The following is a 22617-nucleotide window of genomic DNA, read 5'->3' as shown; positions in this document are numbered from 1 at the left end:
GTTTTAAAAACGCATCTGATAAGCCAAGCCAACGTAAGCCTGATAAAGGCGATTACCATGCTGAATCACCCCTTTAGCGGTTAAATGGGTGACATCTGATTTTTCCAGACCATACATGGAAGTAGCTGCGGTATTTTGGTCCTCGTTGGCGAGGCGCTGCTGGGCAGCGACCACCTGAGGTCTTTGTTTTACCAGAGGATGTTGTTCGTCAACACCTAAGATTACAGGCAGACTGTTATTTCTGGCGACATTACGACGAAAATGGTGAATGAGTCGTTTGAGATTGCCATAGTAGCGATTGGCCAGTTGATCATTCTTGGCATCTGTTTCACCCTGAATCCAGGTAAAAGACCGGATATTAACCTGATGTCCTTGCTGTTTCAGCAGATTGATCGAGTGCTGCAATTCACGAATCATGCGGTCATACAAGCCACCATGTCCGGGAGCCTTCCAGACGGTTTCAAGACTGCTACTACCAAAACTAAATTTGAAAATTGCAGGATTAAATCCGGAGTTTTTGACCGCACGTGCAAAGGTCACTTCCGGACCAAAATGGCCTTTTACAAAATGTCCTGCTTGTGGGCGAAGTACATCCCATTGTCGGTGAGTTGATGCATAATCAACCGCTTCGAAATAGAACGGGATACGCGAATCCACTCTGCCGTGATCGTGTGGGTAGAATTGAGCATCGCTGCGCCATCCTTGCATATTTGATTGACCACCCATGACATGTAAGTCAATGGTGTCCGCCTGAGCAACCGTAGTGACGACCAGTAACAGGCCGCTCAGGTAAAGCTTTATCATTTTAGTCATTATGCTGTTTCTTGTTTTTGTGGTTTTTCAAGGTTGAAAAGCCACCTTGTAATGGTTCCTAATATCCGCTTTATATCCTCAAGGATCAGATAACTGACCGGCACTAATACCAAGGACAGCAGGGTGGCGAATAAAATACCGTATCCCAGACTAACCGCCATAGGAATCAGGAATTGCGCCTGCGTACTCTTTTCAAACATCAACGGTAATAAACCGGCGAATGTCGTCAGAGAAGTCAGCAAAATAGGGCGGAAACGAGCACCACCTGCCTTGCGAACAGCCTCGTGTAAATCAATGCCTTCACGGCGTCGACGGTTGATATAGTCGACCAATACTAAGGAATCGTTCACTACCACACCGGTCAGTGCCAACATCCCTAAAATACTACTGATACTCAAGGTCATGCCCATAATGGCATGTCCGATTAGTGCACCGATTATACTAAATGGAATGACCCCCATCACGATAAATGGTTGCACATATGAGCGAAATGGGATGGCTAACAGGGCATAAATCCCCAGTAAGGCAAAGCCAAGACCATAATACATACTGTTAAAGGCATCTGACTGTTCTTTCAGCTCACCTTCCAGCGTGTATGACACATCCGGATATTTTTCCAATATCTGCGGTAGCCATATGCTCATTTCTTCTTGGATGCGCGGCATATCCACGGCTTCTTTGTCAGCGTCAGCAGTAATATTCAACACACGGGTGCTGTCATAGCGTCTGATGCTTGAAAAGCCTTGTTCAATCGCCACATCCGCCACTTCAAGCAATGGCACTAAGTCACCATTACTGGTACGTATGCGGATTTTCTCAAGCGCCGTGACGGAATAACGTTCTTCCTTAGGCAATCGCACAACGACCTTGGCATCTTCTGTACCTCGTTGTAATGATTCAGCTTCTGAGCCGAAAATACTGTTACGGATTTGCTGTCCTAAATCCGCCAGAGTGAGACCGAGTAGTTCTGCCTCTGGTTTAATTTGCATACGGATTTCATCTTTACCCCCCTCGAAGCTATCGGCAATATCAAACAATCCTTCATAGTCACCAAGGCGTTGCTTGATTTCCTGAGAGGCAGCAGACAATAGTGCAAAATCATCGCCCTTAATTTGAATGTCCAGCGGCTGTCCGCCACGGCCTATTTCAGCACGGAATGATAGACTCTCTGCGCCCGGAATATCGCCGATCATCCGCTGCCATTCTCGAATCAGTTGTACACTCGTGATATCGATTTTACGTGACTCTGGAGGCGTGGTTTCAAACTGGATACGCGCGATGTTTGATTGACCACTGGTGAGTTGACGCCTACTTCCGCCAAGCGTACCAACAGTCGTCAGAATATGCTGAATGACGCTCTCATTCGTTTCTTCTTCAACATACTTCTCCTGCAGAATCAGTAATTGTTTTAGCATGTTGTCAACATGCCGGCCGGTGACCTCAATAGGGGTCCCTTCAGGCATCGTAAGATCCGCACGAACGTACTCACTTTGAATTCGCGGAAAGAAAGTGAATGCAAAGCGACCTGTCGTAATACTGAGAATTGACAGCACCAACAAAGCAACAAAGAACGTCAGCATGAAGTAACGAAGCTTGAGCGAAAAGTTTAGGAAAGGTGAGAATATCTTCGCAATAAACCATTCCAGACTCCGTGCAATACCCTGCTGAATACGTGACAGAATATTCGGTTTTTCATCAGGGTCTGGCGACTTAACCGAGCTCATATGCGCCGGCAGGATTAACTTTGACTCAATCAGTGAGAAGAGCAGAACGGGCAAAATAACCGCTGGTATCACTGCAAAAATCTGACCTCGCGTGCCCCCAATCATCATCAGTGGAACAAAGGCGGTCATGGTTGTCAGAACACCAAATGTCACCGGAACGGAGACTTCCTGTGTGCCTTCAATGGCTGCGGTCGTGGGGTCTTTACCGCGTTGCAGGTGAGTGTAGATATTCTCACCGGTCACGATGGCATCATCGACCACGATCCCAAGTACTACGATAAAGGCGAACAGACTAATCAGATTAAGCGTTACCCCCAGTTCCGGCAGCAGTGACATCGCGCCCATGAAGCTGATTGGGATACCCACACTTACCCATAGCGCAACCTGAGGGCGCAAGAACAGTGCCAATAGTAAGAAGATCAGTAAGCAACCCTGTACAGCGCTATTCACCAGGGTAGTTAAGCGTGCTTTTAATACTTTCGAATTATCACGCCAGTAGGTCACTCCCATGTATGAAGGTAAGCGATCATTCTTTTCGGCAATATAATCAATTACCGTTTTCGAAAGTGCGATTGCGCTTTGATCGCCAACCCGATAAACCTCCAGCGATGAACCACGCTTACCATCGAAAGTGGTGTACTGAGGGCCTTCATCAAATCCATCGACGATAGTCGCAATATCTCCCAAACGAATCTGCGTGCCATCCTCATTACTGCGAATATTGACGTTGTAGAAATCTTTGGCTTCAGTAGCTTTACCCAGAGTACGGATACGGATTTCACCAGCATCAGTTTTCAGTGAGCCAGCCGGAATATCCTGTGAGGCGGTTTGAATGGCGCGTGAGATTTCTGCCAGACTCAGGCCGTAACGCTGTAGGGTAATCTCAGGAATCTCAATGCCCACTTCATAAGGACGCAGACCGCTTATCGCGACTTGGGTAATGCCGGGTAACTGTAATAGCTCATCCCGAATTTTTAGCGTTTCCTTATTGAGTTCCATCTCTGTGATATCACCATAAAAAATCACATTAATGTTTTCACGGATGCGCACTGAGGTACTGGCAACCGGTGAGCTTACATCATCCGGAAATTCTGAAATCGCATCGACCCGGCTTTTAATCTCATTTAACAGTTGGTCTTTATCACTACCGGGTAAGATCTCTACGTTGACCGAGGCAGAGCCTTCTCTCGCGGTACTAATAATATGTTCGATTTCAGGGATGTCTGAGATAGCTTCTTCAATGCGGCGGACGACTGCAGACTCAACCTCATTGGGCGCTGCCCCCGAGTAACTGGCTGAGATATTGATCACATCACGTTCAAAAGCCGGAAAGACTTCAAGCGGGATACGATTAAACATGGAGACTATACCTGCCGAGATGATTACCACCATTAACAGATTAGCCGCGACGTGGTTTCTGGCAAACCAGGCTATTGCACCGTGCATTAGTTACCACCCTCAGCATTTGCTTGTGCTTGCTTTCTGCGTTCAGCTCTACGGGCAGCTCTTTGCTCAGGAGTCAGGTTAGCACCACCACCTTCGCCGTTAGCAGGTCGCTGTCGTCTCTCACCGGTATTTTGTCCTTGTCCTTGTCCTTGAGCTTGCCGTGAAGTGCTTTCGGCGTTTGCAGGTCTTGCTTGTTCGCCTGAGCCCCTGTTTCCGACAGGTTTAGTTTGGGACTCATCATTAGAAGCGGTTGTCCGTGGCGGTCGGTTATTTGTACCTTCACCTGCGCTTGCTGGCCTGCCACCTTCTCCGGCTCCAGGTGGTCTTCCGCCTTCACGAGGTCGCCCACCACCCGGGCGTTGAGTTCGCTCACCGGGCAATCTGACTGTCATGCCGTCTTTAGCCGAAGGCATTGGCGTGATGATAAGTTTTGCCAAAGGTGGTAATGAGTCTTCAGCAATCACCAGACGGTCATTATCCGTTGCCAGTACATCAATCGGTAATACGCGTAACTTACCTTCGTCATAAAGCATGACTTCTCGATTTTGGCGAGTTGCCGTGGTTGGAATTACATAAACATCACGAAGCGTGGTGCCGATTATCTCAGCTTGAAGAAATTGACCAATCTTGATGGGTGGCGCGTCACTATCCGTTTTTTTAGTAAAGGGATCGTCGATTCTGGCGATGACAGAAATCTGTCTGGTTCGGGCGTCCATGGCTGGACTGGCTCTCACAACACGGCCTGTCCATTGATAGCTCTTGTTACCGTAGCGAGCAGAAAAACTAACTTCCGGCATGTTCTCGCGCTTAGCTGACTCTTGGTTACGGAAATTCTCAGGCAGCTTAAGTTGCTCGTATTCCGCCAGTGACAAGGGTAGGCGAACTTCTACGTAATCTGTGGAATAAACCTGACCTAGTTGTGTTCCGGGTGTTACATATTGGCCGATATCAACATTTCTACTCAGAAGGCGACCATCATAGGGTGCCATCACACGTGTTTTATTAAGATCGTCGCGGGCTTGTTGTAAGCGAACTTTCGCAGCTTCTAAATTTGCTAATGCGGATGCGATGTGGGGTTTACGACTAGCGATTTCATTAGGGCGGCGATTGTTTCCTAAAAGCTGAAAATCTCTGACGGCAAGATTGGCAAGGTTTTGCTCATTCTTAAGCTCTAGTGTTCGTTGGCTTACCTCTGCGCTGGCGATAATGATCGCGTTTTTGTAGTTCGTATTATCGATGGAAAGGAGCTGTTGGCCTTTCTTAAAATAATTGCCTTCCTGAAAAGCACTGGTTAACTGAGTGACTTTGCCGGAGACTTCCGCGATGATATTGGTGCTGCGGTTGGCCTCTACGGAGCCTGAGGAGCCAATTTTTTGTGTGAATGACTGCGGCTGTGGCGTCATGATTTCAACCACCGGAATCGAAGGTGCACGGACGCGTTTTCTGGGCTCAGGTTTGGTTTTGATCAGATAACTGCCTAGCGCAACAGACCCTGCGATTAATGCGATAATTAAAATCAGCTGTTTCATAGTCCACCGTCTTATTATGTTCTTTATGAGTGGCCGTGAGAGAATAAATAGGTTTAATAGTGCGAGCCACGGCTAGCCACATTGTAGCTAAAGCCGTTTAGCCCGACTATAAATCTTACAGAATCTTTACTTTATAATTTTTTCCTATAGTCCAAAATAATTTAAACCCAGAAACGTAGCGGCGGCGACAAGAATCAATAACACAAGACCTGCCCCCACTTTTAAGAGTGATGACGGCGGTCTGGTTGGTTCTCCATAACGGTTGACCGTTGTATTGCCCGGAATAATCCAGAACAGAATGCACGCCAATGGCAATATGACAAGTAACGACACCCAACCGTTAGCATTAAAGTCGTGGCACCGCTGAATGGTCAGTTGAACATATATAATGACTGCTGCACAAAAGCCTGCTGCTAATAACACGTAGGCAATGGCGCCACCTAATTCCCCGAAATGACTGGCAATTCCAGCCAGCGCTGCAACGATCCAAAATACCAAAAATGGGATGACTAACGAGTAAAAGAAATACTCAAAGCGTCCAACCCTGCCGTCCGCTGATAAAATTCGGACTTCGCTGTAACGACTTGAAGGTTTTACCATCCGCTGGTATTGCTCAAAATCAACTGTTGAATCCATTAACAAGCTCCTTTTTAAAACTTTCCCCTAGCAATGATTAAGGTTTTACTGTGTGGCATAAAAAAAATGTATGCCCATAGGGATGAAAGTACCGTTTTTAGCGCGGAGCTGAATGCCGACTTAACTAGTATGGAAAGACTCAGTAATACAGCGTGAATAGCACGTGAATAGTTTTAGGCTGCCACCGACCATCCCGCTATACTGTGTGAAATCAAAAAATGTTTAAAGAGGAAACACCATGCCGATTGCACCACTGATGCTTGATCTGGAAGGGACTGTGCTCACAGCAGAAGAGAAGGAGTTACTGCAACACCCTTTTTGTGGCGGTTTGATTTTCTTTTCCCGAAACTTTGAAAGTGTCGAACAATTGCAAGTGTTAATCGATGAGGTGCGTGCTGCAGCACCGGAAGATTTTCTGATATCCGTTGATCACGAAGGAGGGCGGGTACAACGTTTCCGCGAAGGGTTTACAAAACTTCCAGCACTGGCAAAGCTGTATGAGCAAAGTGAAGATGAGCCATCAGCGCTCAGAGCTGCTCACCACCATGCCTGGTTAATGGCCTCGGAGCTTCGGGCAATGGGGATCGACTTTAGTTTTGCGCCGGTATTAGATTTGAACTATGGCGTCAGTGAAGTCATTGGTGATCGCGCATTTCATTCGCAGGCAGACATCGTGGCGAAAATGGCAACGTCTTATATTTCAGGCATGCATGATGCGGGTATGGCGGCCACTGGCAAACACTTCCCAGGGCACGGGGCTGTGGTTGCAGATTCCCACCTTGAAATTCCGGTTGATGAGCGGGGAATGGCTGCATTAGATGCGGCTGACATGCGTCCATTTGCACATTTGATCCAACAAGGTATGGATGCTGTGATGCCTGCGCATGTGATCTATTCTGAAATTGATTCACAGCCGGCAGGGTTTTCGAAGATCTGGCTACAAAAAATCCTTCGCCAACAGCTAGGGTTTGACGGTGTGATTTTTAGTGATGACTTGAATATGGAGGGCGCTTCATTTGCCGGAAACTATGCTCAGCGGGCAGAGGCCGCTATTAGCGCAGGCTGCGATATGGTACTGGTCTGTAATAATCGACCCGGTGTGATTCAAGTGATGGATGAAGCCAATATCGATCTGACCTCGGCAACTAGTCAGGCCAGCATGCAGCGCTTGGAACGGATGAAAGGTCGTGAATATATGAACCGAAGTGCGTTACTGGATACTCAACGATGGAGTGAAATTGAATCCGAAATGAGTGCTTTTGTCTGAGGTTCCTATGAAAAATTATGCGCATACAGTCCGTGAAGAGCTGAAAAGCATTATTATCTTTATCGCACTGATCTGGCTGGTATTTGCCTTGGATTTTTTCCTGCCACTGGAGCGTTTGGGATTAATTCCACGAGATGGTGGTGGGTTAATTGGTATTCTAACCATGACGTTTTTACATGGTGATCTGGCCCACATTATGGGGAATATTGTACCCCTAGTCATCATGCTGGCATTGCTCGCAGGGTCACGTGCCAACAGCCTGATGATAGTTGGCATGATCGTATTGATTGGCGGCGGCCTACTGTGGATGTTTGGGCGGGGTAATACATTGCATATCGGAGCTAGCCTTCTGGTGTTTGGCTTGGCTACTTTCCTGATTGTTTCCGGCTTACTTGAAAAGCGTATCGTGCCAATGATAATCGCGGCCTTTGTTGCGATCACTTATGGCAGTGTATTGATTTCTGGTATCGCTCCGTGGCAACAAGGGGTGTCATGGGATGGTCACTTATTCGGTGGCATCGGCGGTGCGATTACAGCGTGGCTATTGGTTGGTCGGAATGTGCATAAAATACTACCGTAAACCAAACGATGATATCTCGGTGTGCATCTGTCCAAGCTGAACCAATGCCATGTTGACACTGACTAAGCCACTGAATAATAAGACTGATTGAGTAACCGTTTAACGTGAGCAGCTTGAAAGCAGACGGTTATATCACTATCTTCAGCAATAAATTAAATGACCTTTAGAGGATCTTGCATGAAACGCACATTACTATTGATGGCAACTAACTTTGCCGTTGTGGTTGTATTAGGCATTGTCTGGAACATTCTGGACAGTGTGTTTGGCATTAGCCAAGCCTTACACGGCATGGGACTTCCTGCCGAATTTGGTTACATCGCTTTGATGTCCTTGGTGATGGGCTTCGCGGGTGCATTCATTAGCTTGTGGATGTCTAAAAGCTCTGCCAAGCGCAGTATGGGGGTTCGTGTAATTGAACAGCCAGCAAATCAGGAAGAGCGTTGGTTGATGAACGTCGTCGCGCGACAAGCTGAAAAAGCCGGAATCGACATGCCGGAAGTCGGTATTTTTGAAAGCCCTGAAGTGAATGCGTTCGCCACTGGTGCCCGTAGAAATGATGCTTTAGTCGCAGTCAGTCGTGGCTTATTAAATACGATGACGGCTGATGAAGCCGAGGCGGTCATGGGGCACGAGATTGCTCACGTTGCTAATGGCGACATGGTGACACAAACCTTGCTGCAAGGAGTGATGAATACCTTTGTATTCTTCTTCTCCCGCGTTATTGCCACTTTAGTCAACTCATTACTGTCCGGCAACCGTGGCGAAGGTAACCGTGGTAACTCATATGGCATGGTTTATTACATCGTATCGATGATTGCTCAGGTGGCGCTTGGCTTCCTGGCCAATATGGTGGTGATGTGGTTCTCTCGTTATCGTGAGTTTCAGGCTGACAAGGGCGGAGCTGATTTGGCAGGTCGTCAGAAGATGATTGATGCGTTGAAGGCATTGCAGCGCGGTAGTCAACCACATGACTTGCCAGGCTCACTGGCTGCATTTGGTATTGCCGGTGGAATTGGTAGCGGTTTAAAAGAACTATTTACGACTCACCCACCACTGGAAAAACGTATTGCTGCTCTGGAAGCGATGCGTTAATCAATTTTACACAATCTTATCGTTTGAAAATAAAGGTCGCTGTTGCGGCCTTTGTTGTTTCTGGGGATAATCACGGCTCATTTTCGTCCGGGAGAATTCCGTGTATCACATCGCGCGCCAACTATTATTTAAACTGCCGGCAGAAACCTCGCATAACATCACTCTTAAAAGCTTGAAACTAGCCCAGAAAGCTCACCTGCTATCAGTCTTCACAAAGCAAGCTTCATCTGAACCCGTTGAAGTGATGGGACTACAGTTTCCCAATAAAGTGGGATTAGCTGCTGGTTTAGACAAAAATGGTGATTACCTCGAAGGCCTTGCAGGTTTAGGGTTTGGTTTTGTTGAAATCGGTACAGTCACGCCAAAGCCGCAGGATGGCAACCCTTTACCACGGTTGTTCCGCCTACCGGAGGCGCAAGGCATTATCAATCGCATGGGGTTTAATAACCATGGTGTTGATCACTTAATTGAAAATGTCAAAGCTGCAAGAGCCAGAGGTTTTGATGGCATTATTGGTATTAATATTGGAAAAAATGCGGTTACCCCCGTTGAGAATGCTCTGGATGATTACCTGATTTGTCTGCGTAAAGCCTATGAGCATGCCTCTTATATCACGATTAATATTTCTTCACCCAATACGCCGGGATTGCGCTCTTTGCAGTATGGTGAAGAATTAGATGCTTTATTGTCAGCACTGAAAGCTGAGCAAACAACCTTAAGTGAATCTACTGGATGTTATGTGCCGTTGGCCGTTAAAGTTGCTCCCGATCTGTCCTCAGAAGAGATAGCCGGCATATCGGAATGTTTAGTGAATAATAAGATCGATGCGCTGATTGCAACGAACACTACCTTGTCACGCGATGCTGTTCAGGGTATGCAGCACGGTGATGAAGCGGGTGGTTTGAGTGGTGCGCCTGTCACACAAAAATCTACTGAAGTGATTGCAGAGTTTGCTAAGCAGCTGAAAGGTGCGATGCCAATTATCGGGGTGGGCGGTATCTTTAATGCTGCTGATGCGCGCGATAAAATTAATGCTGGTGCCTCGTTGATACAGGTTTATTCTGGTTTAATATATCAAGGTCCTGCTTTAATCACGGAATGTGTTGCCGCACTCAGTGATGTATCTGTGGAAGACCATAAAGGGTGAGTCATGGCTGAAGAAATCTACCAGCAACGCGACACTCCCCTGATTATGGGGATCTTAAATGTAACACCTGATAGCTTCTCAGATGGCGGGCAGTTCAATGACCCCAAAAAAGCAGTAGCGCACGCTCTTGAGATGGTATCACAAGGCGCCGACATCATTGATGTGGGTGGTGAGTCAACACGTCCTGGTGCGGAAGCTGTTGATACGGACGAGCAATTGAGTCGGGTGATTCCTGTTATTTCAGCTCTGCGGGAAGCGCTGCCGGAGGGTTTTCCAATCAGCATTGACACCACCGATGCTGAGGTGGCAAGGCTGTCTGTAATTGCGGGCGTGAATTGGTTGAATGACATTTCGGCTGCTGAAGATTCACCTGAAATGTTAACGTTGGCAGCCAGGCATGACCTCCCATTGGTGCTAATGCATCGCAAAGGAAAGTCTGCCACCATGCAGAACGACCCTTATTATGATGATGTTTGCACTGAGGTTTTCGCTTATTTAGAAGGCAGAGCAGAGCAAGCGCTAAACGCTGGCGTTGCCGCTGATAAGATTGTTCTCGATCCGGGGATTGGATTTGGCAAACGTTTTGAAGATAACCTGCAGCTACTGGCGAACATGGCCGAGTTGTGTGCGAAACCATACCCTGTATTACTGGGCACCAGTCGCAAGCGCTTTCTGTCTATGATTTGCCAGGTGGATCAGTCGAATCAACTCGGTGTTGCGACGGCAGCAACAACGGCTCTGGCGGTGAGGTCAGGCGTAAGAATCGTGCGGGTGCATGACGTACTTGAAAACAGGCAGGCGGCGGATGTGGCCTGGGCCATTCATTCAGCATAAAACTGACATTTACTTATTGATTTATCAAGGATAATTATGCGTTACGCTAAGTATGCAGCGGCTATCATTGGCTACATCTATTACGGTTTTTGGGGAGCCTTGATTGGCTTCTTCTTAGGTGCATGGCTGAGTAATCGTTTTAGCCGCAGTAGTGCGGGCATGTTTGGTGTAAATCCTAAAACGCGTGAACAGCGACAGTCTGGTTTTATCAAAACCTTATTCTTGTTAATGGGTAAATTGGCAAAAGCTGATGGACGTGTCTCTGAGGCTGAGATAGCCCATGCCGAGGCGTTTATGCAGCAGTTGGGAATGACGCCAGAACATCGAAAAGAGGCGATACGTTTATTCAAGCAAGGTGCACGTTCAGAGTTTTCTCTGGATGAGACGATTTCAGAATTCAAAACAACTACCGGTAATGCGGCTAATTTAAAGCAACTACTAGTGATGTACCTGCTGGGTGCTGCTCTTGCCGATGGTAAGATAGAGTTAGTTGAACAGGAGCTATTGCGTGAGATTGCTATAAAGTTAGGTTTCTCAGAGCAGTCGTTCAATCAATTGTTAATGATGATTCAGGCGCAGAGTCAGTTTAGAGGGGGAGGCTATCAATACTCTGGTGGCGGCCAGCAGTCTTCAGCGGCAAGTGCTGCTTCATCGCTATCCTCGGCTTATCAGGCCTTAGGCGTCGATAAGGATATCAGTGATTCTGCACTGAAAAAGAGTTATCGGAAGCTGATGAGTGAATTCCACCCTGATCGTTTGATTGGGCAAGGCTTACCAGAGGATATGATTAAAGTTGCTACAGAGCGTTCCAAAGAAATACAGGCAGCATATGATCTGATCAAAAAGAGCCGTGGCATAAACTAGCATTTAAATCGTTGTTGCATGCATGCGATGTTGCTGATTACCATTGTAAACTTCGCAATGCGGGCGGATGATTAGTAGCAAGAGTGATCAGCTTAAGCTCAAGCAAAAATTTGACGTAGATAGGGCAGTAGAAGTGAAGCGAGCCCAAGCACGCCAGCATAACCAACAATGTCTGTCACGGTGGTTAGCAAAACACTGCCCGCCAATGCCGGGTCGATATTCATTTTACGCAGTGTCAGCGGTAATAGAACACCCGACAAAGGTGCAGCCAGTAAATTCAGTAACATAGCAACGCCAATCAGGATGCCGATTTCGATATCCTTCAGCGCAATCGCTGAAATGGCAAACACCACCACTGCCCAAATTACCCCGTTGATCAGTCCTAACAATAGCTCTTTTCTCAGTAGGCTATGCGTGTTGGATTTACCGATTTGTCCCAGTGCTATGCCACGGATGACCATAGTTAAGGTCTGACTTCCGGCTATGCCGCCCATGCTGGGTACAATGCCCATCAGCACTGCCAAAGCGACTGCAGATTCGATAGTTTCAGTAAATTGAGAGATAACTGCTGCTGCCATAAAGGCGGTGATCAGGTTTGTTCCTAACCAAACGGCGCGTCGCTTTACACTTGGTAAAATCGGTGCAAACAAATCATCTTCTTCATTCAGGCCAGCCATGCTTTTAATAGAATGTTCGGCCTCATCACGAATAACATCGACCACGTCATCGATGGTAATTCTACCCAGTAATTTACCAACTTCGTTAATGACGGGTGCAGATATTAGATCACGATCTTCAAATAATGCAGCGACCTCATTTTTATCAGTATCAGCATGGATTGCTGAATACTCATGATCCATGATAAACAAGATAGAGTCATCGGGCTGACTAGTCAGAAGCTTGGATAAAGAGACGACACCGAGATATTTATCATAACTGTCTACTACAATCACACGATCGGTATGTGAGGGAAGATCCCCGCGCATTCGTAGATAGCGCAATACCACTTCGACAGTCACGTCAGATCGGATAGTTACAACCTCGGTGTCCATCAGGCCGCCAGCAGTATCCTCGTCGTAACCAAGTACGACTTCAACACGCTCACGCTCCTGACGTCCCATAGCGGATAGTGTTTCCTGAATCACCGTGTCCGGAAGACCTTGCAGGAAATCAGCCATGTCATCGGTATCGAGGTCTTTTAGTGCCTCGATCAGGTCGCCGGTATCCATTTCCTCAGTGAGTTGAGATCGCACATCATCATTGAGCTCGATGAGGACCAGACCTTCGTTTTCGCGCTTGATCAGCTCCCAGGCAATTTTACGTTGCTCTAGTGGAGAGGATTCTAGCAAATGGGCGATTTCAGCAGGGTGCAAAGCATTGAGCATTCGCTGTAATCTAAACAACGATCCACTCTCAATCGCACCGCTTAAGGAAGCGAGGCGATCTTCTTTACTGAGGTGCTCTTGATTGCCCATGAGAATTGATTGGTAGAATTTTCAAGTTCCGTATTCTACCAACATTCATCGCATTACTGGGTGTTTTTTGAGGTAATCTCGCGATGATTTACAATAATTGAGACTCGTTCATCCTGTCTGAAATAGTCTGCTAGTTTGTCAATTAAATAGACAGAACGATGATGCCCGCCTGTGCAACCAATTGAAAGCGTCAGATAGGCTCGTTGGTTATCGATGAAGCTAGGCATCCACTTTTCAAGAAAGTCACGAATGTCAGTATACATATCCTGAACCGCGTCCTGAGAATCTAGCCATGTCGAAACGGCTTCAGTTTGCCCGGATTTAATGCGTAACTCTGGCACCCAATAAGGGTTAGGCAGACAGCGCACATCATAGATAAAGTCGGAATCGCGTGGAGCACCGTATTTAAAGCCAAACGATTGAAAGGACAGTGACAGTTGTTTCTTTGCAAGCACACAAATTCGTTGTTTAATCAGTGAGGCAAGTTGGTAAATATCAGTGTTACTGGTTTCTAACTGAAAATCTGCTATGGCCCGAACCGGCGTGAGTAGTTCATACTCTGCCCGGATCGCAGCTTCTAACCCCATGCCTTCGCTAGAAAGAGGGTGCTTACGTCTGGTCTCATTGTACCGTTTGAAAATAATACCTTTAGAGGCATAGAGGTACACTAAATCAGTTCTGAAGCGATTCTTTAGGTTTTGAACAATCGCCGGCAGTTCACTTAATTGAGCTTTGCCGCTTCTTACATCAACGCCGATGGCCACTTTCTCTTTTGACTGTACCCACTCATTATCAAAAAGCGACTCAAGCATGTTGAGTGGCAGATTATCGATGCAGTAGTAGTTCTGATCTTCCAGAGTATTGAGTGCCTGGGTTTTACCTGCACCTGACACGCCTGTGATGATTAAGACATGCATTTAGGCGGCCTTTTCCTGTAGTAGTAATGTCTCAAAATAGTTGATGGCAATTTGAGGTTCGCTAATTTCTGAAAGTTCTTCTGCCACAGGGCGTGAAGCCATCCTCAGCATCAGATTTGAAATCAGATCAGAGTACTGTTGAGCGTTGGTTTCCGGAAGTAACAGCGCTAAGAACACAGAGACAGCTTGTTTGTCAGGCGTCTCGATGGCTATGCCATCCTTGAGAACCAGTAGCGCTGCATAGGGCTGTGATATCGGTACTCGTGCTCTCGGCAGCGCGATTCCCCCACCAATGGTCGTACTACCGAGTTTTTCCCGGTCAATCAGATAATCGAAGATTTGGCCTTTCTCAAGCTGTGGTTGCTTGTGTGAAAGTAGTTCCGACAGAGTGTCGAAAACGCGTTTTTTGCTTTCAAGCTCCTGAACGAACAGCGTCCGCTCAGGGCTTAAGAGTGTTGTGATGTCACTTAACATAAGTGATCCCGAATAAGGCTACTCCGCAATAATATTACGGTGGCTACCTTCCTGTCGATGCTTTCGGGTGATCTTTTCCTTATGTTTCAGGACTTGGCGGTCTAATTTATCCGCAAGGGAGTCAATGGCTGCATACATGTCTTCATCGACAGACTCGGCAAACAGTTGGTTTCCACTGACCAGAATTGATGCTTCAGCTTTATGCTCAAGCTTCTGGACTTCAAGGATAACGTTGATATTCAGTACCTGGTCAAAATGACGGGTAAGACGTTTCGTTTTTTCCTTGATGTAATTGCTCATAGAAGGAGTAATCTCAATGTGATGACCGGTAATGTTCAATTGCATACTAATTGTCTCCATTTTGTTACATGAGCGAAACAGCCTATGTAGGCATGTTTCGATTCGTGATGCTAAGTAATAAAATCTCCTTTCAGATCAAGACAGCGCTTTGCGGTCATGAGAGGAAGGTATCGCTAAAGCTTCACGATATTTTGCGACAGTACGTCGCGCTACGTTGACCCCCTGCTCATTCAGCAGGTTCGTCAATTTGTTGTCACTATAGGGTTTACGTGGGTTCTCCGAGGTAATTATTTTCTTGATCATGGCTCGGATTGCCGTTGCTGAACATTCTCCGCCAGTATCCGTATTGACATGGCTTGAGAAGAAATATTTGAATTCATAAATTCCCTTAGGTGTATGCAAGAATTTACGCGTAGTGACACGAGAAATGGTTGATTCATGCAAGTCGAGTTGCTCGGCTAAGTCTTTTAGCACCATAGGCTTCATGGCTTCATCGCCATACTGTAAAAATGCCATTTGGCGCTCTACGATTGCGTGAGCGACATTCAGGATTGTCGAGTTCCTGTTTTCGAGACTTTTAATAAACCACCTCGCTTGCTGCAGATTATTTTTGATGTACTCTGTTGCTGCTTTATCTACGTGCTTGTCTGAAGCCATCTCTGCATACTCTTGATTGATGCAGAGTTCTGAGACAGTCTCAGCGTTTTGGCTTACCTGCCAGCGGCCTTTCACTTTTCTCACGTAGACATCAGGTCTGATGTAATCCACGTCATCCCGGTTAAACTGACTTGCCGGATTGGGATCTAAGGTCTTCATCAGATTGACCAACGTGTCGAGTTGATCATTATTTAACCTTATTTCTTTCTTAATACTTTTATAATCCCGTTTGGCCAGTAAGTCCAGATTTTTTTCTAAAAGTAACTGAGCCTTTTTCTTTAGAGGGTGGTCAGGGTAGTGAAAATTGAACTGCAGCCAAAGGCTTTGTCCCAGGTCTCTGGCCCCGATACCTATTGGGTCGAGGTGTTGTACAAATCGAATGACAGCCTCAACATCATCTTGCTCTATCAATAATTCTGATTCCAGAGCATCAAGAATTTGCTCTGGTGACTCAGTAAGTAATCCATCATCATTGATGTAATCCACAACAAGGTGAGCGATGGTTTTATCGATTACACTGAGATTGCTCAGGTCAATCTGCCACAGAAGGTGTTCGGTCAAACCTTCGGAGTGAGAGTGCAGTTTCTCAATGTAATCTGAAGCACTTTCACTGTCAGGATTGCTTGTTTTCCACTCTGTATCATAAGTGTCTTCCCAATTAGAGTCAGTACTCAGTTCTTCGGGGATAGTCTCACTCAATGGCTCATCAGAGCGTGTTACTTCCTCCTGAGCTTGACCGCTGTCGTACTGATCAACTTCATCAGCACGTTCCAGTAATGGGTTGGTTTCAAGAACGCTTTGAATCTCTTGCTCGAGCTCCAAAGATGACAACTGCAGCATCTTAATGGCCTGTTGCAGTTGCGGAGTCATTGAAAGACTCTGTCCTAGCTTTAGGTGAATTCCTTGTTTCAGCATATTATTATCATTGTCTTTTTGCTGTCATCGGTCAATCCCAAACAAACAATATCTACCATCAAAATGCCACCAATGGGAAATGCTTGCAGGAGTGCCGGGGAGGGTTTGTTTTGGTCATTCCATTTTTCCTGATCAGGATAGCATGCGTGCATATTAGCGTGGTGCCGAAACCGATTGAAGGTAGTTATAGTGACTAATATGGCTTGAAGTTAATAAACTATAATTTAAAGTCTTCACCTAGGTAAATTTCCCGCGCCTGACGATTGTCCAATACTTCTGCCGGGGTGCCTTGAGCCAGTATCGAACCATTACCAAGAATATAGGCCCGGTCACAAATTCCCAGCGTTTCACGGACATTATGGTCAGTGATCAATACACCGATACCACGCTGTTTAAGGTGGGTGACAATCTTTTGGATTTCAATCACTGAAATAGGATCAACACCCGCAAAGGGCTCATCCAGAAGAATAAATTCAGGTTCTGTGGCTAAGGCTCTGGCGATCTCAACACGCCGTCGTTCACCCCCGGAAAGACTGATCCCCAAGCCGCTTCTGATGTGAGTAATTTGAAACTCTTCCAGCAAGCTTTCCATCTTTTGACGACGTTGTTGGCGTGTCATGCCCTTGCGGGTTTGCAAGATAGCCATGATGTTGTCTTCTACAGAAAGCTTTCTGAATACGCTGGCTTCTTGGGCTAAATAACCGACCCCATACCTGGCCCGTTGATGCATCGAAAGCTTGGTCAGATCTTTATCATCCAGCGTTACCGTACCGCTATCGATGGGGACGAGTCCGACAATCATGTAGAAACAGGTCGTCTTTCCCGCTCCATTGGGGCCTAGTAGCCCAACGACTTCTGCACTGTTAACCTGTAGGCTGATGCTTTCAAGAATGGTTCGTTTGCCGTAGCTTTTACGCAGACCGTTTGCCGCTAGAACGCTCAACTGGAATCCTTTTACTGCGCTTTATTAGTAGGGTAGAAGATAGCGCTAACACGGCCTTTCGGGTCAGGCTTCTTACCTTTTACTCTGGCGATACCCGCTTTGAGTTCACCGGTACGGGTTGAGTATTCAATGTGTTGGCTACTGAATTTATCATTGTTCTGAGTCAGTTCAGCAGCACCGTCTAAATACAACTGCTTTTGTGGCACTAAGTAGCGCACAAGGTTTGCCTTACCTTTAGCGACCTTTCCATCGTCCATCGTTTGCTGAAACTGCACTGGTGATCCTTTCGCAGTTATCGACTGAATCGTGTTGTTTGGTGCTTGAATCGTGATTTCCCATGCTCTGATCTGTAAGCTGCCTTGTACGATCACTACATTTCCAGAGTAGACGGCGAAACCTTTAGCTTTATTGAAGACAACCGTATCAGCGTTGATTCTGACGGGTTTAGTCACATCGTCCCGGAGTGCCATCAGTGGTGTGCTTAATAAGCACAGTGAGAGTACAACAAGTAGCTTACTGAGTGGCTTGAAATTCTGCTTGTACATTTGAAAGTATCCTTAGTTCTTGTTCATCCAGACTGGTCTCAAAACCAGTACCCTTTAAGGTGCCTGCTGCACTATTAAATTGAATAGCTGCAGTGGTTGATATTAGTCTTTGTTGTGGATTGTAAAGTAAATCTTCTGTGCTAAGTGTAAATTCTGGTGAAGATGAAGTGCCCACCTTTTTCACCAAAACATCGCCACTCAGCGTAATGCTATCATCTTTCGCCTGTTGCAATGCCTTTTCTGAAACCACGGTCATGATTTGTCCATCATCCGATCGCATTCTTATGCGGGGTTGATAGATTTCAGTCGCACCGCTTGCTTGTTTATGCGTCAAATGTCGACCATTCAACTGGTAGTCAATACTGCCACTCTCGTTAGTCTTCATCAGCGTGAAGTCACTCAGATAATAATCAATACGGGACTCACTGGGTGAGTTGGTCAACTGCTCGATGGATTTCCATGACAAGTTCAACCATGTCACGACTGCTGCCACGATAAGCGACAATACGAATAATAAGCGCCCGATATTTTTCATTATTAATCAGTGTTTAACATAAATGTGGTCATTGCCGTCAGACGATACCTGCTTTCAATAAATCATGCATATGAATGATACCTACCGGCTCATCGTGACTATTCACAACCGGTAACACCATAATCTTTTTGCTTTGCATTTGCGAAAGTGCCTCGACTGCAAGTGATGATTCCTGAATGCGATGACATCCTATCTTTATGACATCAGCAAGCGAAGAGCGTTTCAAATCAGTGCCAGATTCGAACGCTCGTCTTAAATCACCGTCTGTAAACACACTTAACAGATTGCGTTGAGAGTCGACAACCAGAGTTGCTCCGAATTGTTTGCCTGTCATAACCAAGATGGCTTTTTCCAGCGTTTCCTCTGGTAGCGCGGTCGGCATTTCTTCACCACTGTGCATCAGATCGCTAACCAATATACTCAGTCTCTTGCCTAAACGTCCGGCGGGATGTGAACGCGCAAAGTCTTCTGGCGTGAAGGAGCGTGCTTTAAGCAGTGAAACCGCTAGTGCATCGCCCATCACTAATGTTGCGGTCGTACTGGAAGTGGGTGCTAAGTCATGCGGACAAGCTTCCTTTGATACCCCTATATTGATGTGATAGTCAGCTAGTTTTCCCAGCAATGAATCGGGGTTACCGGTCATGGCAATGAGTTTTGTGCCTTGGCGTTTCACCACAGAGCATAGAGTGACTAACTCGTCAGTGCTACCTGAGTTTGAGATAGGAATCAGAACATCTTGTTTGGTGATCATCCCCAAGTCACCATGTAGTGCCTCACTAGGATGTACGAAAAAAGATGGTGTCCCGGTGCTAGCCAGTGTAGCCGCTATTTTGTGCCCAATATGCCCGGATTTCCCCATGCCCGCAATAATTACCCGACCTTTACAATCCAGTATGATCTGGCACGCATCAACAAACTGCTCATCGAATCTTTCTGTTAAAGACTGGATAGCAGACAGTTCGTCCGTGATGACTTGTTTGGCATTAGTGATGAGCTCATGTCTTTGATTATCATGAAGTTGTTTCATGGGAATTCCTTTTCTTATTATGGGAAGGCATGTCGATACCTTAATGCTGATAGTAAAGCAGAAATTGGTAAGCGACAAATATCATGAGAAAAAATGCACCACGTCCGCGAGTTATCATATAGCGGGAGCGAGATAGCAAACCGTAACCAAGTACAATCAATAATAAAGTCACGGCCATCATGATTGGCATATCCCGATTTAATACACCGTCAGGTACTACGCCCGGACTTATGAGTGCAGGGATTGCTAATACGCCAAGATTATTGAATAAATTTGATCCAACGATATTGCCTATTGCCAGATCTGTATCGCCTTTTTTTACACTGCTAATACTGGCTGCAAGTTCAGGCAAGCTGGTACCGATCGCAACAACCGTCAAACCGATTACCAAGTCACTGACCCCGAATTGACTGGCAATGCCGCTGGCGCCCCAGACCAGGACTTTGGAGCTAACGAGTAGTAATACCAAGCCTACAGCTGTCCAGATGAGTGCGCTTTTAAAAGGCATCTCATCTGGTAGTTCATCAACAGAGTCCTCCAGTAATGGGTCTGTCACGGACTGTTGCTTTTTGGCGGTTCTGGCTAACCAGAAAAGTACAGCAAACAATCCTGTCAGGAGTAATATCCCATCAAATCGACTATGCATATGATCCGCCATGAGAATCCAGCTAAACAAGCCAACGCATAATATAAGCGGTAACTCTTGTTTAACAATCTCGGACCGCACAGGCAGATTTGCCAGTAGTGCCGTGAAGCCAAGCACTAAAGTGATGTTAGTAATATTGGATCCCAGCGCATTACCAATCCCTATGCCAGGGTTACCTTGGAGTGCCGCGACTGCTGCGACCAGCATTTCAGGGGCCGATGTACCTAAGCCAACAATAAGTACACCGATAATGAAGGGAGAAATTCCCCAATTGCGCGCAAGGTTCGCAGCGCCGTCAATAAATTTATCTGCGCTCCACACAAGCAAGAGGAGGCCGATAATTACAGCTAAAATAAGGCTAATCATGATGATTCTGAGTATGTCAGTTTGGAATGAATTGGCGATTATACAGAAGTTTGATTAGTCACAAAGGATTACAGGTCTTTCACATGAAAAGTACCATGACTTAGGGTGCGTCATAATGTCGTCTGTGATAGGATTCGCAGATTATTTTTTGGGGTTAAGAATGCGGTTATTTCACGACTTTCTTTTCACCTGCATAGTCAATTTTCTCAGGTAGTTAAGTACCTGAAAACTGTTTAGGATTAATTCAATGGCGCGTTACATCTTTGTTACCGGTGGTGTGGTTTCTTCTTTAGGTAAAGGAATTGCAGGTGCATCTCTAGGCTCAATTCTGGAAGCGCGTGGTTTGAAAGTGACCATGATGAAGCTGGATCCCTACATTAATGTTGATCCGGGAACGATGAGTCCATTTCAACATGGTGAAGTGTTTGTCACAGAAGATGGAGCTGAGACGGATCTGGATCTTGGTCACTATGAGCGCTTTGTTGGGTTTAAAGCATCAAAACTCAATAACTTTACAACTGGCCGTATCTACAGCGAAGTTATTCGTAAGGAACGTCAGGGTGAATACCTCGGTGCGACGGTGCAGGTGATTCCGCATATCACAGATGAAATTAAGCGATCTGTTCGTGCTGCTGCTGGCGATGCTGACATTGCGATTGTCGAGATCGGTGGCACAGTTGGTGATATCGAGTCACTACCATTCCTCGAAGCGATTCGACAGATTCGTGTTGAGGAGGGTGAGAAGGCTTTATTTATGCACCTGACACTGGTGCCATATCTGGCAGCTGCCGGTGAAATGAAAACGAAGCCAACGCAACACTCAGTAAAAGAGCTTCGCTCAATTGGTATTCAGCCGGATGTGTTGCTATGTCGAAGCGAACGTAAAATCCCTGAGCATGAGCGCCGTAAAATTGCCTTGTTCACCAATGTTGCAGAAGAAGCCGTTATTTCTGCGATGGATCTGGATAATATTTACAAAATCCCACTGTGGTATCATGCACAAAAACTGGATCAAATTGTAGCGAGACGTTTAGGACTGCATGATTTACCGGAAGCAGACTTAAGTGACTGGCGTAAAGTAATCAATGCCATGGAGTTCCCGGAAGCGGAAGTGACGATTGCCATGGTTGGTAAATACGTCGATTTAACAGAATCCTATAAGTCATTGAATGAAGCACTAACACATGCAGGGATTCAAAATAGCGCACGTGTGAGGATTGACTACATTGACTCTGAAAAACTTGAATCAGAAGGTTTGGATCGTTTAGCAGAAGCCGACGCAATCCTTGTTCCCGGTGGGTTCGGCATCCGTGGAGTTGAAGGTAAAATTAGCGCAGTGCGTTATGCTCGTGAGAACAATATCCCTTATTTGGGTATCTGTTTGGGTATGCAGGTTGCTGTGATTGAATTCGCGCGTGATTGTGCCGGATTAACGGCAGCGCACAGTACAGAGTTTGTGCAGGATACGCCAGATCCGATTATCGGATTAATTACTGAGTGGCGCACTGAGACCGGTGAAGTCGAATTGCGTGATGAGGAGTCAGACTTAGGCGGGACAATGCGACTGGGTGGTCAGCGTTGTGAGCTAAAGGAGGGATCTTTATCTGCTGAGATTTATGGTGCAAGTTCAGTGGTAGAACGTCACCGTCATCGCTATGAATTCAATAATAACTACAGGGAAGTCCTGGAGCAAAAAGGGTTAACTTTATCTGGCTTGTCCGAAGATGGCAGCCTGGTTGAAATGATCGAACTGAAAGAACATCCATGGTTTGTTGCTTGTCAGTTCCATCCTGAATTTACATCGCGCCCTCGTGAGGGGCATCCATTGTTCACCAGCTATATCGGTGCAGCGTTGGCCTACCAAAAAGAAAAAGGCAATAAATAA

General features: G+C 46.3%; 21 protein-coding genes. 7 read left to right on the top strand and 14 right to left on the bottom strand.

Annotated elements, in window-relative coordinates:
- Nucleotides 1-3: 3 nt before the first annotated feature.
- The 4 genes from DKW60_RS16330 to DKW60_RS16315 all read right to left on the bottom strand — a co-directional run bounded on the left by DKW60_RS16330 (nucleotide 4) and on the right by DKW60_RS16315 (nucleotide 6148).
- On the bottom strand, nucleotides 4-813 hold the full coding sequence (locus DKW60_RS16330) for a sialate O-acetylesterase (RefSeq protein WP_109838731.1): 810 nt from the start codon (nucleotides 811-813) through the stop codon (nucleotides 4-6).
- Nucleotides 813-3983 (bottom strand): efflux RND transporter permease subunit, encoded by a 3171-nt coding sequence (locus DKW60_RS16325; RefSeq protein ID WP_109838730.1) that lies wholly within the window; start codon nucleotides 3981-3983, stop codon nucleotides 813-815. The genes DKW60_RS16330 and DKW60_RS16325 overlap by 1 nt, the downstream gene beginning before the upstream one ends.
- Complete coding sequence (locus DKW60_RS16320; RefSeq protein ID WP_109838729.1) at nucleotides 3983-5512, bottom strand: efflux RND transporter periplasmic adaptor subunit; 1530 nt, start codon at nucleotides 5510-5512, stop codon at nucleotides 3983-3985. Before DKW60_RS16320 ends, DKW60_RS16325 begins: the two co-directional genes overlap by 1 nt.
- Before the next feature lie 144 nt (nucleotides 5513-5656).
- Nucleotides 5657-6148, bottom strand: coding sequence for a DUF805 domain-containing protein (locus DKW60_RS16315; protein WP_109838728.1), 492 nt, complete (start codon nucleotides 6146-6148; stop codon nucleotides 5657-5659).
- A gap of 238 nt (nucleotides 6149-6386) precedes the next feature.
- Here DKW60_RS16315 and nagZ point away from each other — a divergent pair, with 238 nt between their 5' ends.
- From nagZ to djlA, 6 genes are all read left to right on the top strand, one after another.
- On the top strand, nucleotides 6387-7415 hold the full coding sequence (nagZ, locus tag DKW60_RS16310) for a beta-N-acetylhexosaminidase (RefSeq protein WP_109838727.1): 1029 nt from the start codon (nucleotides 6387-6389) through the stop codon (nucleotides 7413-7415).
- Between the two features lie 7 nt (nucleotides 7416-7422).
- Nucleotides 7423-7995: a rhomboid family intramembrane serine protease gene (locus tag DKW60_RS16305; RefSeq protein WP_109838726.1), complete on the top strand. Its 573-nt coding sequence runs from the start codon at nucleotides 7423-7425 to the stop codon at nucleotides 7993-7995.
- Between the two features lie 177 nt (nucleotides 7996-8172).
- Nucleotides 8173-9087 carry a protease HtpX gene (htpX, locus tag DKW60_RS16300; protein WP_109838725.1) on the top strand — a complete coding sequence of 305 codons (915 nt, stop codon included), beginning with the start codon at nucleotides 8173-8175 and terminating at the stop codon, nucleotides 9085-9087.
- A gap of 100 nt (nucleotides 9088-9187) precedes the next feature.
- Complete coding sequence (locus tag DKW60_RS16295) at nucleotides 9188-10234, top strand: quinone-dependent dihydroorotate dehydrogenase (RefSeq protein WP_109838724.1); 1047 nt, start codon at nucleotides 9188-9190, stop codon at nucleotides 10232-10234.
- A 3-nt stretch (nucleotides 10235-10237) separates the two neighbouring features.
- The gene (folP, locus tag DKW60_RS16290) at nucleotides 10238-11068 is read left to right on the top strand and encodes a dihydropteroate synthase (protein WP_109838723.1); all 831 of its coding nucleotides are present in this window, start codon (nucleotides 10238-10240) and stop codon (nucleotides 11066-11068) included.
- A gap of 36 nt (nucleotides 11069-11104) precedes the next feature.
- Entirely contained in the window at nucleotides 11105-11932 is an 828-nt protein-coding gene (djlA, locus tag DKW60_RS16285; protein WP_109838722.1) for a co-chaperone DjlA, read from the top strand.
- 98 nt (nucleotides 11933-12030) lie between these two features.
- Here the strand turns inward: djlA and mgtE are convergent, their stop codons facing one another.
- From mgtE to DKW60_RS16235, 10 genes are all read right to left on the bottom strand, one after another.
- Entirely contained in the window at nucleotides 12031-13407 is a 1377-nt protein-coding gene (gene mgtE / locus DKW60_RS16280; RefSeq protein ID WP_109838721.1) for a magnesium transporter, read from the bottom strand.
- A 53-nt stretch (nucleotides 13408-13460) separates the two neighbouring features.
- On the bottom strand, nucleotides 13461-14324 hold the full coding sequence (gene rapZ / locus DKW60_RS16275; RefSeq protein WP_109838720.1) for an RNase adapter RapZ: 864 nt from the start codon (nucleotides 14322-14324) through the stop codon (nucleotides 13461-13463).
- Nucleotides 14325-14798 carry a PTS sugar transporter subunit IIA gene (locus tag DKW60_RS16270; RefSeq protein WP_109838719.1) on the bottom strand — a complete coding sequence of 158 codons (474 nt, stop codon included), beginning with the start codon at nucleotides 14796-14798 and terminating at the stop codon, nucleotides 14325-14327.
- An 18-nt stretch (nucleotides 14799-14816) separates the two neighbouring features.
- Nucleotides 14817-15143 (bottom strand): ribosome hibernation-promoting factor, HPF/YfiA family, encoded by a 327-nt coding sequence (gene hpf, locus DKW60_RS16265; RefSeq protein WP_109838718.1) that lies wholly within the window; start codon nucleotides 15141-15143, stop codon nucleotides 14817-14819.
- Between the two features lie 90 nt (nucleotides 15144-15233).
- Nucleotides 15234-16670, bottom strand: coding sequence for an RNA polymerase factor sigma-54 (locus DKW60_RS16260; protein ID WP_109838717.1), 1437 nt, complete (start codon nucleotides 16668-16670; stop codon nucleotides 15234-15236).
- A gap of 217 nt (nucleotides 16671-16887) precedes the next feature.
- Nucleotides 16888-17613: an LPS export ABC transporter ATP-binding protein gene (lptB, locus tag DKW60_RS16255; protein ID WP_109838716.1), complete on the bottom strand. Its 726-nt coding sequence runs from the start codon at nucleotides 17611-17613 to the stop codon at nucleotides 16888-16890.
- A gap of 11 nt (nucleotides 17614-17624) precedes the next feature.
- Entirely contained in the window at nucleotides 17625-18158 is a 534-nt protein-coding gene (lptA, locus tag DKW60_RS16250) for a lipopolysaccharide transport periplasmic protein LptA (protein ID WP_109838715.1), read from the bottom strand.
- On the bottom strand, nucleotides 18127-18693 hold the full coding sequence (gene lptC, locus DKW60_RS16245; RefSeq protein ID WP_109838714.1) for an LPS export ABC transporter periplasmic protein LptC: 567 nt from the start codon (nucleotides 18691-18693) through the stop codon (nucleotides 18127-18129). The genes lptA and lptC overlap by 32 nt, the downstream gene beginning before the upstream one ends.
- Before the next feature lie 37 nt (nucleotides 18694-18730).
- On the bottom strand, nucleotides 18731-19720 hold the full coding sequence (locus DKW60_RS16240; protein WP_109838713.1) for a KpsF/GutQ family sugar-phosphate isomerase: 990 nt from the start codon (nucleotides 19718-19720) through the stop codon (nucleotides 18731-18733).
- A gap of 40 nt (nucleotides 19721-19760) precedes the next feature.
- Nucleotides 19761-20732 carry a calcium/sodium antiporter gene (locus tag DKW60_RS16235; protein WP_109838712.1) on the bottom strand — a complete coding sequence of 324 codons (972 nt, stop codon included), beginning with the start codon at nucleotides 20730-20732 and terminating at the stop codon, nucleotides 19761-19763.
- Between the two features lie 247 nt (nucleotides 20733-20979).
- Between DKW60_RS16235 and DKW60_RS16230 the strand changes: the two genes are divergently transcribed.
- Complete coding sequence (locus DKW60_RS16230) at nucleotides 20980-22617, top strand: CTP synthase (protein ID WP_109838711.1); 1638 nt, start codon at nucleotides 20980-20982, stop codon at nucleotides 22615-22617.

The organism is Leucothrix pacifica, assembly GCF_003172875.1.
GTDB classification, from domain to species: domain Bacteria; phylum Pseudomonadota; class Gammaproteobacteria; order Thiotrichales; family Thiotrichaceae; genus Leucothrix; species Leucothrix pacifica.
The sequence above is the reverse complement of the archived record's forward strand: the minus strand, read 5'-3'. Positions and strand labels throughout refer to the sequence as shown.